Annotated in this window: 10 protein-coding genes; 5 read left to right on the forward strand and 5 right to left on the reverse strand. The window is 63.6% G+C overall.

What is annotated here, in order from left to right; all coding sequences use genetic code 11:
- Positions 1-73 precede the first annotated feature (73 nt).
- Positions 74-754 carry a dihydrofolate reductase family protein gene (locus tag QCE73_RS24370; RefSeq protein WP_309883924.1) on the reverse strand — a complete coding sequence of 227 codons (681 nt, stop codon included), beginning with the start codon at positions 752-754 and terminating at the stop codon, positions 74-76.
- Between the two features lie 119 nt (positions 755-873).
- On the opposite strand from QCE73_RS24370, the gene QCE73_RS24375 reads away from it, so the two are divergent.
- The 4 genes from QCE73_RS24375 (at position 874) to QCE73_RS24390 (ending at position 3,570) form a co-directional block, all read left to right on the forward strand.
- Positions 874-1,125 (forward strand): hypothetical protein, encoded by a 252-nt coding sequence (locus QCE73_RS24375; protein WP_309883925.1) that lies wholly within the window; start codon positions 874-876, stop codon positions 1,123-1,125.
- Positions 1,126-1,379: 254 nt separating this feature from the next.
- The gene (locus QCE73_RS24380; protein WP_309883926.1) at positions 1,380-1,667 is read left to right on the forward strand and encodes a DUF3649 domain-containing protein; all 288 of its coding nucleotides are present in this window, start codon (positions 1,380-1,382) and stop codon (positions 1,665-1,667) included.
- A gap of 47 nt (positions 1,668-1,714) precedes the next feature.
- Entirely contained in the window at positions 1,715-3,292 is a 1,578-nt protein-coding gene (locus tag QCE73_RS24385) for a PepSY-associated TM helix domain-containing protein (protein WP_404989811.1), read from the forward strand.
- Positions 3,289-3,570 carry a DUF3325 domain-containing protein gene (locus QCE73_RS24390; protein WP_309883928.1) on the forward strand — a complete coding sequence of 94 codons (282 nt, stop codon included), beginning with the start codon at positions 3,289-3,291 and terminating at the stop codon, positions 3,568-3,570. The genes QCE73_RS24385 and QCE73_RS24390 overlap by 4 nt, the downstream gene beginning before the upstream one ends.
- A 24-nt stretch (positions 3,571-3,594) precedes the next feature.
- On the opposite strand, the gene QCE73_RS24395 is transcribed toward QCE73_RS24390, so the two are convergent.
- The 3 genes from QCE73_RS24395 to ptsP form a co-directional block, all read right to left on the reverse strand.
- Positions 3,595-4,497 (reverse strand): DMT family transporter, encoded by a 903-nt coding sequence (locus QCE73_RS24395; RefSeq protein ID WP_035499843.1) that lies wholly within the window; start codon positions 4,495-4,497, stop codon positions 3,595-3,597.
- 106 nt (positions 4,498-4,603) lie between these two features.
- Positions 4,604-6,379 carry a PTS glucose transporter subunit IIBC gene (gene ptsG / locus QCE73_RS24400; protein ID WP_035499841.1) on the reverse strand — a complete coding sequence of 592 codons (1,776 nt, stop codon included), beginning with the start codon at positions 6,377-6,379 and terminating at the stop codon, positions 4,604-4,606.
- Between the two features lie 13 nt (positions 6,380-6,392).
- Positions 6,393-8,933: a phosphoenolpyruvate--protein phosphotransferase gene (gene ptsP / locus QCE73_RS24405; protein WP_309883929.1), complete on the reverse strand. Its 2,541-nt coding sequence runs from the start codon at positions 8,931-8,933 to the stop codon at positions 6,393-6,395.
- A 321-nt stretch (positions 8,934-9,254) separates the two neighbouring features.
- Between ptsP and QCE73_RS24410 the strand changes: the two genes are divergently transcribed.
- Complete coding sequence (locus QCE73_RS24410; RefSeq protein WP_035499921.1) at positions 9,255-9,479, forward strand: DUF6900 domain-containing protein; 225 nt, start codon at positions 9,255-9,257, stop codon at positions 9,477-9,479.
- Positions 9,480-9,689: 210 nt separating this feature from the next.
- On the opposite strand, the gene QCE73_RS24415 is transcribed toward QCE73_RS24410, so the two are convergent.
- Complete coding sequence (locus QCE73_RS24415) at positions 9,690-11,096, reverse strand: ISNCY family transposase (protein ID WP_309883930.1); 1,407 nt, start codon at positions 11,094-11,096, stop codon at positions 9,690-9,692.
- Between the last annotated feature and the right edge of the window lie 173 nt (positions 11,097-11,269).

Genomic DNA, 11,269 nt, shown 5'->3' on the forward strand with positions numbered 1-11,269 from the left:
ATGAAAGGATTATAACAATGCAAGCCGCATTTTTAGCGGCTTGCCGAGCGCGGCGCGGGTAAATCCCGAGACGTCAGGACTTGCGTGTATAGCGTAGCCAGACGACGTCGTGTTCCAGTTTTTCGATCGATTCGAGCTTGAGATAAGTGGGCTGTTTCCACTTGTCCATCGCGACTTCGAATGACGACGTATGCGCTTCGCGTCCATCGACGAGCGGAATCAGGAGCACGCTGACTTCGTCGGCGAGCTGTGCACTCACGAACGCGCCCGAGACATGCCCGCCGCCCTCGACGATCAGCCTGCCGATCTTCAGTTCGCGCGCGAGCGTATCGACGACGCGCTTCAGTTCGATATCGTCCTTGCCGCCGAACACATACGACACGCCTATCGATTGCAGATAGGCGAGGTAGTCGTCCTCGACGCTTTCGGCGAGCACTTCGACGATGTGCGAGTCGAGCGCCGTGTTGCTCTTCCACGCGACGCGTCCCTTCGGATCGATGGAAATCGCGTACTGGCTCGCATCGCGTTTGGCGAAATGATCGGTGCGCGGAATCGGGCTTTTCGCGAGTCCGCGTGGATAGTCGCGATCCTTGCCGTGCGAGATTTCCTGCATCGTGACGCGGCCGCACGCCCACGCGTCGGCCTTGAAGCGCGCGGCGGTGTCCTCGTAGATGGGCGACGCGAAATCGAGATTCCAGTTATCGGTGAGGCTGCGGCCGTCGATCGACGACATCATGTGACAGACGATATGCATGGTCTACTCCGGGCATGAAGGAACTTCGATACATCGGCGACGCAAGCGCCGTACCGCCGGAGAGAGGGAAGGCGAGCGCCGCTTACGCGCGACAATCGCGATGTGCGAAAATCGTCGATATGAAAAAGACGACTTTGCTCATCGTTCCGGCCTTGCTGATGGCGCTCTGCCCGTTCGCGCATGCGAGCGTCGAATCGGGCGCGCATCAGTTCAAGGAAGATGTGAAATCGGCGGGACGTCAGACCGGCCACGCGGCGCGCGATGCCGCGCACGCGATCGGCGACGGCGCGAAATCGGCCGGACACGCCATCGCGGACACATCGAAACGCGGCTATCACGCCGCCAAAAAATGGGTGACCGGCGAAGAGTAAGCCGGTCCCGCCGCCGCTCATCTTCCATATCCCGGTGCGCCGAAAGGCGCATCGCGTCGGCTTCACGCGATATCACCTGGTTTTAAGCGTCGCTTGACAAGCTTGCCCCGCGTTATTGATAATTATTATCATTTACGTCAGGCATTTCTTCAGGCGCGCCGGCTCCCGCATCGATCGATGCGCACGTTCCTCCGGCCGAACCATTCGCAGACCAATCAGTGGAAACACAAGACGCGGCGACGCGCATCCGATCAATGAGCGCGATCGTCAGGTACGGCCCGCTCGCCTCTCGAATCGTCGCGGCGATTTTCGGCGGCTATGCGCTTGCCGCACTCGCGAGCGTGGCAGCACTTGCGCTGCCGATGAGCAGGCCGCAAGCCGTGCTGACCGGCATGCTCACGAGCTTCATCGTCTACGCGTGCGCGGTGATCTGGGTGTTCGCGGTTCGTAGCGCGCGGCGCGCGTGGACGGGTCTCGTGATCGTCGCCGTGCCGCTCTTGCTGGCCGCGTCGAGCGTATGGACGGCAGGGCGCATCTCGTGAAACGCGCTCGCAATCCCGAACCGAAAGCCCGCGGCATTCGCCAGAGCATGTCCGGCCTGCACACGTGGGCGGGCCTGCTCGCCGGCTGGATTCTCTACGCGATGTTCCTGACCGGCACCGTCAGCTACTTCAAGGACGAAACATCGCAATGGATGCGGCCGGAGCAGCCGCATCAACGTGACATGCCCGATGCCGCGCGCGTCGCGCAACGCGTCACCGCGACGCTCGGCACGATCGCCGCGGGCAGTTCGCAATGGAGCTTCGACTTGCCCGACGAGCGCACGAGCGTCATCGGTTCGTTCTGGCGCACACCGGGCGCGGCGGCAGGCAAGCGCACATTCGAATCGGCGAGCTTCGATCCCGTAACGGGCCAGCGCACGAGCGCGCGCGAGACGCTCGGCGGCGAATTTTTTTATCGCTTCCATTTTCAGTTTTTTTACATGCCGGTGCTGTGGGGCCGCTGGCTCGCGGGACTGTGCGCGATGTTCATGCTCGTCGCGATCGTGAGCGGCGTCATCACGCACAAAAAAATCTTCGTCGATTTCTTCACGTTCCGGTGGGGAAAGGGCCAGCGCTCGTGGCTCGATGCGCATAACGCGCTATCGGTGTTCGGCTTGCCGTTTCACGCGATGATCACCTACACCGGTCTCGTCACGTTGATGACGATGTACATGCCGTGGGGCGCGCAGACCGCGTTCAGGACGCCCGCCGAACGCGAGGCGATGACATCGCAACTGAGCGCGTTCATTCAGCCCGGCAAGCCTTCCGGACAGAAGGCCGGCCTCGCGCCCGTCGATGCGATGGTGCGCGAAGCGCAGGCGCGCTGGGGCCGCGACAACGTGGGCCGCGTGACGATCACGAATCCCGGCGATGCCACCGCGCGCGTGGCCGTCTCGCGCGGCGAGGCGTCACGCGTATCGATGAGCCCGCAATACATGCTTTTCGATGGCGTGACGGGCAAGCTCATCGACGTGAAGGACAGTGTCGGCGGCGCGGCGGAAACGCGCGGCGTGTTGTATGCGCTGCATCTCGGACGCTTCAGCGATCTGCAATTGCGCTGGCTGTACTTCATCGTCAGTCTTGCGGGCACGGCGATGATCGGCACCGGACTCGTGATGTGGACAGTCAAGCGCCGTCAGAAACTGGCCGATCCCGCGCGGCCTTACTTCGGCTTCTGGCTCGTCGAGCGTTTGAATATCGCGAGCATCGCGGGGCTTTCCATCGCGATGACGAGCTTTCTGTGGGCCAATCGTCTGCTGCCGCTCGGTATTGCCGCGCGCGACAACGCCGAGATCAACGTGTTCTTCGCGGTGTGGGGCGCGACCTTGCTCTACGCGTTCGTGCGTCCGGCGAAACGCGCGTGGATCGAATCGTTGTGGCTCGCGACGGCGCTGCTCGCGCTCCTGCCCGTGCTCAACGCATTCACTACCGATCGGCCTTTGTGGCGCAGCATCGAGCAGGGCGATTGGGTCTTCGCGGGTTTCGATCTGATGATGTGGGCATTCGCCGCGCTGCATGCGGCCCTGGCATTGCGCGTGACCCGGCATCGTCCGCGCGTGATGCCCGCGGGCAAGCTTGCGGAGGCAAGTGCCGCGATGCCCGAGCGTGAGAAGGAAAGCGCATGACGCATCTCCTGAGCATCGTTTTCTGCGTGATCGCGTTCGCTTTTCTGGCTGTCTCGATGGACCGCCATCAGATGACCGTGTTCGGACGCGAGCTTCGCGCCGGACAATCGCGCGGGTTTCGCATCGCGGGGTGGTGCGGTCTCGTGCTCGCGTTGCGCTTCATCGTCGGCAATGAAGGATGGGCGCTCGGCCTCGTCGCCTATAGCGGCTGCACGAGTCTCGCGGCCGGGCTCGTATATGGCGGACTCATCGCTTATGAGCGGCTTTTCGCGGCGTGACGTGCAGAAAAATGCCCGGCCCGTTCACGCAATCGGTCCTTCGGGAATCTTGCGCTGCCACGCAACGGCGATCGCACTGCCGACGATCAACGCGATGCCCGCGAGCGACAGCGGCGTAATGATCTCGCCCCACGCGATGTAGGCGAACAATGCCGCCCACACGATGCTCGTGTAGTTGAACGGCGCGAGCGTGCCGGCGTCGGCGCGCCGGAAGGCGACGGTCATCAGAATCTGCCCGACGGTCGCCAATGCACCGATGAGCGCCATGAGCAAGAGCGCGTCGGGCATCGGCGTCTTCCAGCTAAAAGGGAGCGTGCTCGCGCTGACGACAGTTCCCACTGCCGTGAAGAACAGCACCGTGGTGCGCGAATCGTCGGTCGGGCGAATGCGTTTGATCTGGATGATCGAGAGTGCGCCGCACAACGCGCTGAGCAGCAGCAACACCGGCCCGAGCCAGTTCGACTCGCCGCCACCCGGACGCACCACGAGCAGCACGCCGATAAAGCCGATGAGCGCGGCCACCGCCGAGCGCGCCGTGAGCCGTTCTCCCAGGATGAACGGTGCAAGCACGACGACGAGCAGCGTCTCCGAATACGCGATCGCCACCGCCTCGCCGAGCGGCATATAAGGCAGACCCGCGAAGAAGAAGCCGGACGCGCCGAGCAGCGTGAGCGCGCGCCACGTCTGTCCTTTGATGTCGAGACGCTTCACGCGATCGATCAGCGATCGTTCGCCGACACAGCACGCGGCTATCGCCGGAACGAGGCCGAACAGCATGCGAAAGAACGTGAGCTCGTTGGCCGGATAGTGCAGCGCGACCGCTTTGGCCAGCGTGTCGACGATCGCGAAGCACAGCATCGACGCAAGGATGAAGCCGATGCTGGCTAGCGGCAGGTGACTGGTGCGCGTGACGGCGGTGGAAGGCATGACGCGAGAATATCGTGGCGGAGCCTCGAATCATCGCATAGCCGCGCGTGCATGCCGAATCGACGGCCGCGCATCGATGCGGGACCGTCGATCGAACGTGCCTGATTCAACGCATCGCGCCCGCGAGGTTTTCCGCTTCCAGCCCGACGATCAGATCGACTTCGCCATTGGCAAGCGCTTGCGTCGCGGGCACGCCGGCTGCCTTCAACGCGGCGCCGTCGAGCCGCGATGCATCGCCGAGCGCGACGCGCAATCGCGTGGCCGCGAGCGGTTCGAGCTTCAGGATATTGGCCGCGCCGCCCAGCGCCGCGCGAATCTTCTCCGCACGCGCCTTCTGCTGCGCCGTGTCCTGCGCGGCAACCGCAGCCGGCGCGGGCGCAGCTTCCGGCGCGGCGGCGGCCACGCCGGCCACCGGCAGATCGGCATCGCTGCCCGCCGACTTCAGGTATTCCTGCATGTCGGTCTTCATGTTTTCCGACAACGGCCCGAAGATCGCCTGCACGCCATTGCCGACGCGCACGACGCCCGCCGCGCCGAGCGCTTTCAAGCGCGCATCGTCGACGAGCGATGGATCGTTCACCGAAATCCGCAAGCGTGTGATGCACGCATCGAGGCTCTTGATGTTCGAGCGGCCGCCGAACGCCAGCACGAGATCGCGCGAGCGTCCGCCCGGGCCCGTGCTCACCGCCGCGCTCTCCACCGTGTCGTCCTCGCGTCCCGGCGTCTTCATGTTGAAACGCGTGATCACGAAACGGAACACGCAGTAGTAGATCGCCGCGTAGATCGGCCCGAGGATGAACACGTACCACGCGTGCGTCGCCTTGTTGCCGATCAGGTTGAACATCAGGAAGTCGATGCCGCCTTGCGAGAAGGTGAACCCCATGCGCATTCCCAAGGTGTTGGCGACGAACTGCGCCGACGCCGCGAGACACGCGTGAATGAAGTACAGCACGGGCGCGACGAACAGGAACGCGAACTCGATCGGTTCGGTGATGCCGGTGAGAAACGACGTCAGCGCCGCCGACACCATCATGCCGCCGACCGCGACTTTCTTTTCCGGTTTCGCGCAATGCCAGATCGCGATGGCCGCGGCAGGCAGGCCGAACATCTTGAACAGGAACGCGCCGGACAGAATGCCCGCGGTGGGATCGCCGGCGAAGAAGCGGTTGATGTCGCCATGAACGACCTTGCCGGTCGTCGGATCGAGGAAACTGCCCGCCTCGAAGAAAAACGGAACGTTCCAGATATGGTGCAGGCCGAACGGAATCAGCAGACGTTCGACGAAGCCGTAGACCGTCGCAGCGGTGCGCGGATCGGAGACCGCCGCCCATTGCGAGAACGCCTTGATCACGCCGCCGATCGGAGGCCACACGACCGACAACACCGCGCCGAGCACGATCGAACCGATGGCCGTCACGATCGGCACGAAGCGCTTGCCCGCGAAGAAGCCGAGATAGGCCGGCAGTGAAATCCGGTAATAGCGATTGAACATCCACGCCGCGAGACCGCCCGCGAGAATGCCGCCGAACACGCCGGTCTGGATCGATGGTATGCCCATGATCAGGCTGGTCTCGACGCCTTCGACCTTCGCGATCACGCCGAGCGTCGCCGTCATCACGAGATAGCCGATGGTCGCCGCGATGCCCGATACGCCGTCGTTCTCCGTGAAGCCGAGCGCGACGCCGATCGCGAAGATGAGCGGCAGATTGCCGAAGATCACATCGCCCGCGTTCTTCATCAGTTCCAGGATGATCGCGGGCACGTAGCCGTGGAAATCGGTCGCGCCGAGGCCGAGCAGCAGACCCGCGACCGGCAGCACCGCGACCGGCAGCATCAACGACTTGCCGACTTTCTGCACCACGCCGAATGCATTCTTGAACATGAAAGGTCTCCGCTTATTCTGCGTAGGGCGCGAGGAGGGCGCGCACTTCCTCGGCCGTGCCGAGCGTGATGACTTTCGCCGCGAGCGTGCGCGCTTCGTCCATCGTGAGGCGCGCGAGTTGCGCCTTGATCGAGCCGACGGCGGGCACGCTGACCGATAGCTCGTCGATGCCGAGCCCGACGAGCACCGGCACGGCCATCGCATCCGATGCGATGCCGCCGCACACGCCGACCCACTTGCCGTGCTGGTGCGCGCCCTCAACGGTCATGCCGATGAGACGCAGCACCGCCGGATGCAGCGCATCGGCCTGCTTAGCGAGCTTCGGATGCCCGCGATCCATCGCGAGCGTGTATTGCGTCAGATCGTTGGTGCCGATAGAAAAGAAATCGACTTCGCGCGCGAGCGGCTCGGCGATCAGCGCGGCGGACGGCACTTCGATCATCACGCCGATCTTCACGTCGCCGATGCGATCGCCGGCTTCTTCCTGAAGAATCCGCTTCGCCGCGCGCACTTCCTCGATCGCGGCGACCATCGGAAACATGATGTGCAGATTGCCGATCGATGCGGCCCGCAGAATGGCGCGCAATTGCGTGCGGAACATGTCGGGACGATCGAGACTCACGCGCACACCGCGCAGCCCGAGGAACGGGTTGTCTTCCTTCGGCAGCGGCATGTAGGAGAGCGGCTTGTCGCCACCGACATCGAGCGTGCGCACGACGAGCGGACGCTCGCGGCCGAGCGCCTCGGCGACCGCGCAATATTCGGCGGCCTGTTCGTCTTCCGATGGCGCGGTGTCGCGGTTATCGAACAGGAACTCGGAGCGCAGCAGCCCGACGCCTTCCGCGCCCGCCACGACCGCGTCGCGCGCTTCCTGCGCATTGCGGATGTTCGCGACCACTTCGACGCGATGACCGTCGGCGGTGACGGCACGCTTGCTCGCGGCGACTTTTTCTTCTTCGCGCTTCTTCGTCTGACGCTCGATGCGTTCGCGCGCCTTCGCGAGTTCGTCAACGCTCGGATTGCGGCGCAGGCTGCCGTGCGAGCCATCGAGCACGACGAGCGTGCCATCGGGCAATTGCAGCGCATCCTCGTCGATGCCGCAGATCGCCGGAATGCCGAGCGAGCGCGCGAGGATCGCCACGTGACTCGTCGCGCCGCCGGTCGTCGTGCAGAAGCCGAGCACCTTGCTGCGATCGAGCGACGCGGTATCGGAAGGGGACAACTCCTCCGCGATCAGGATCGATTCGCCGGGCACGTCGATATGCGCCTGCTTCACGCCCGCGAGCAGCGCCAGCACGCGGCGGCCGACATCGCGGATATCGCCCGCGCGCTCGCGCAGCAACGCGTTGTCGACCTTCTCCAGATTGTTCGCCTGCGCCTCGAACGCGGCGCGCCATGCGAAGCCCGCGCTTTTGCCTTCGCTGATGCCGCCGATGGCCGTGTCGTTGAGACCGGGATCGTCGAGCAGTTCCAGATGCGCATCGAGAATCTGCGCCTTCGACGGATCGGTTAGCTTCGCCTTGAGCGCCTCGATCTGCTGGCGCGCTTCATGATGCGCCGCGTCGAGCCGTGCGCGCTCGCGTTGCGGCGATTCACCGGCTTCGGCCACGTCGATGACTTCCTGTCGGAACTGCACGATCTTGCCAACCGCGAGCCCCGGCGACGCCGATACGCCGGTGAATTCGTTCGCATCGGCGGGCGCGGCGGGTTTCGGCGCGACCGCTTGGGTTGCGGGCGCGGCGGGAGCGGGCGCATCGCCGGGTTTCTCGCCCGAGCCCGACGCCAGCAGACGCGCGAGCGCCGCCGCGGCTTCGCCTGCATCGGGGCCGGCGGCCTCGACACGCAACGTGTCGCCGAACTTCGTCGCGAGCGCCATCAGCGCGACGACGGACTTCGCGTTCGCGCTGTCGCTGCCGCTGCCGCGCAGAAGGCGGATATCGGATTTGTATTTCTTCGCTTCGGCCGCGAAAACCGCCGCGGGCCGCGCGTGGAGTCCCTGGGGATTCGGCAGCGTGACTTCGTCGGACCGGATGGCGCCGGCCGCGCCGCTGCCGGCATCTTCATGCGCGCCGCCGACGAACTCGACCGCCAGCGCGACGTCCTTGCCCGCGGTGACGAGGCCCGTGGCGGGCATGTAGCGCGTGACGAGCTCCTCGCCATTCGCGATGACCATCTGCGTGAGCAGACTCACGGCTCGCGCGCCGACGATGAGCGGATCGAAACGGATCAGCGGCTGGCCGGTCGTGACGGAATCGCCTTCCTTGACGAGCGGCGTAAAGCCCTCGCCGCGCAGCATCACCGTATCGAGGCCGATATGTATCAGTACCTGGAGGCCGTTTTCTCCGGTCACCGTGACCGCGTGCGCTGCGCGATGCAGTTGCGTGATCGTGCCGGGAAGGGGGGCGAGCAATTCGTCGGATGTCGGATCGATCGACACGCCGTCGCCGACCATCTTTTGTGCGAAAACCGGATCGGGCACGGTGTCGAGTTGCACCATCACGCCGGAAAGCGGCGCCATCAACTCGATTCGTGCCAAACGCTGAGGAGCTTTCATGTGAACGACTCCTTTTCCTTGACGATATGAGCTGAAACCGGCCTGAGGTAAATCATAGGCAACGGCTTCGTGATTCGCTGACCGAATGAATGCGCGTTCGCAAAAGCACGCTGTTTGTGGGGCGATGCTCGCATTGATTCGGATTCTGAAACGCCGCGTTCTCGTTCCGAGAGCAATGACGGCGAAATGCGCGCTATTGTTTCGCAGCGCATCGGTGGTTTCTAGAGACAACGCTCCAATCGCGGCGATCCGCCGCAGGCCGCGCGCCGGTATCGCATTAATCTAGTTAACTAGTAAATGCAAGCAAAAGGAGCGCGCATCATGATCTACCGCAACAAAAACGAAGCCTATTGGGAGCCGCTGTTGACGATCGCACGCGACGAGCTTGGCATTCAATCATTCGATCCGATGGGCAAGCCGAGCGCCGACATACGCATGTGCCGTGTCGAGGACATCGGGCGCGCGCTCGAACGTGCCTATGATTTTGGTCTGCTCGTCGGACATACGGTGACGCGCGCCGAGCGCGCCAAAGGGCATTGTGCGTGAGTGGATGGGTGCGCTATTTGTCCGGCGGTTTGTGCGGGCGGATAGCGCTGAATGCGGCGGTCGGTGGTGTGGTCCGCTGCATTCGTTTTGGGCTATGAGCGGACATTTCAACTTTGCCGCTACACATAAAATGTCACGGCCAGATTGAAATGTCGGGTATCTGGCTCATTAGAAATGTCCGGTGCTAGGGCTCGTTAATCCTGCTTTAGATCACGCTTTTCTCACCGCGGCGGCCCGTTCTCGCGCGGAACTCAACACAGCCGCGTTGAGCTGCTCCAAGGTCAGTTCGCGCTGCGTGCGCGTGCCCACCTTGCGTTCCTTGGGCCGGGGCGCCATGCCCTGGTTGGTACGCGAGGGCATGCCCGAAGCGCAGCGATCATCGCGCTCGGCCTGCAGTACCTGAGCGACTTGCAACGCATGTCCAAGCCGTTTGTTGTCCACTACCGCCCCCTGATCGATCTCGGAAAGCCGATCGTATCGACGATAGGCGAGGGCCGCCCCATTCACGCGAATCTCGATACGCCCATCCGGGTACTCGAAGACGTCGAGATACTGGTGGATCAGCGCGCGGTTCTCTGCCGTATCGTCGAGCATGTAAATGACCCGGTCGTACTGCACCGTCAACACCTTGGTCACGCGCCGCGCCACGCGTGAGGTCAAGATCAACTCGATGTTCTCGTCGCTTCTGAGCGCGCGATGGGCATCGAACGCGCTTCTCGGCACCTTGCCGAAGCGGCCGTTGAAGTCAGCCATGAAGTGGGGGGCGTAAGCGTTGGCTGCTTGCTGCGTGTCGATGCCGCGCAGGCGCAGTTCTTTCACCAGCCGGTCCTGCAAGGTCAGATTGGCCCGCTCGACGCGTCCCTTCGCCTGGCTGCTATTGGCGCACCAGGTATCGATGTTGAGCTCGAACAAGGCCCGTCCAAACTGCGTGACGCCTTTACCGGCGGTCTCGGCGTGGTGGTTGCAATGAAATACCGCAGCCTTGTCGCTGTAGAGCGCCACCGGTTTGCCATGCGCTTGAAGATACTTGCGCATGGCCTCGAAGTAGCTGAAGGTCGACTCGGTCGCGGTGAAGTGCAGCGTCATCAGCCGGCCCGTCGCGTCATCGATAAACACCAGCAGCGTGCAAGCCGGTGCGCGATCCTCGAACCAGCGATGATCGCTGCCATCGATCTGAATCAGCTCCCCCAGACACGATCGGCGGTTCCTCGGCTGGTGTAGTGTCGGTGGACGCTGCTTGCGCGTAATCCAGAGCCCGGCGTCGCGCATCCAGCGCCGTACCGTTTCCTTGCCCAACTCGATGTTGTGACATTCACGCAGCTTCTCGCAGGCGAGCGTCGGACCAAAATCGGCATAGCGCTCGCGCACCAGCGCCATCGCCCGGGCGCGTAAATCGCCGGGCAATTCGCGATTACTCGGTTGTCCGCGCTTGCCTGAGATCAACCCAGCCGGACCGCTCGCGCTATAGCGGCGGGCCAGACGGCTGATCTGGCGCTCGCACAGGCCCAGTCGCTCGGCAGCCCGCACCATCGTCAGCCGATGCTCGCAGACCGCCTCGATTACCTTGATGCGTTCGAGTTCGTGCATAGTCGCCGTGATGAAACCACGCTCGTTCATGGCGGAGCCCCTTGAAGACGCTTGCGCTCAGCGTGCGCCTTCACGGGACAAAACCGGACATTTCTAATGAGCCCAAACCCGACATTACTTATATGGTCGCCTCCCATTTGCAAGGTAATTGTGCGTGGCAAGGAGGGTGGTTGCGGACTTATATCCGGACTCGATCGCGGGCG

The organism is Caballeronia sp. LZ029, assembly GCF_031451275.1.
Lineage (GTDB): Bacteria > Pseudomonadota > Gammaproteobacteria > Burkholderiales > Burkholderiaceae > Caballeronia > Caballeronia jiangsuensis.

What these genes read in the sequence shown, in the direction of transcription:
- QCE73_RS24375 (WP_309883925.1), top strand. Translation starts at nt 874, where the DNA reads ATGAAAAAGACGACTTTGCTCATCGTTCCGGCCTTGCTGATGGCGCTC.
- QCE73_RS24390 (WP_309883928.1), top strand. Translation starts at nt 3,289, where the DNA reads ATGACGCATCTCCTGAGCATCGTTTTCTGCGTGATCGCGTTCGCTTTT.
- ptsG (WP_035499841.1), bottom strand. Translation starts at nt 6,379, where the DNA reads ATGTTCAAGAATGCATTCGGCGTGGTGCAGAAAGTCGGCAAGTCGTTG.
- QCE73_RS24385 (WP_404989811.1), top strand. Translation starts at nt 1,715, where the DNA reads ATGTCCGGCCTGCACACGTGGGCGGGCCTGCTCGCCGGCTGGATTCTC.
- QCE73_RS24410 (WP_035499921.1), top strand. Translation starts at nt 9,255, where the DNA reads ATGATCTACCGCAACAAAAACGAAGCCTATTGGGAGCCGCTGTTGACG.
- QCE73_RS24395 (WP_035499843.1), bottom strand. Translation starts at nt 4,497, where the DNA reads ATGCCTTCCACCGCCGTCACGCGCACCAGTCACCTGCCGCTAGCCAGC.
- QCE73_RS24380 (WP_309883926.1), top strand. Translation starts at nt 1,380, where the DNA reads ATGAGCGCGATCGTCAGGTACGGCCCGCTCGCCTCTCGAATCGTCGCG.
- QCE73_RS24415 (WP_309883930.1), bottom strand. Translation starts at nt 11,096, where the DNA reads ATGAACGAGCGTGGTTTCATCACGGCGACTATGCACGAACTCGAACGC.
- ptsP (WP_309883929.1), bottom strand. Translation starts at nt 8,933, where the DNA reads ATGAAAGCTCCTCAGCGTTTGGCACGAATCGAGTTGATGGCGCCGCTT.
- QCE73_RS24370 (WP_309883924.1), bottom strand. Translation starts at nt 754, where the DNA reads ATGCATATCGTCTGTCACATGATGTCGTCGATCGACGGCCGCAGCCTC.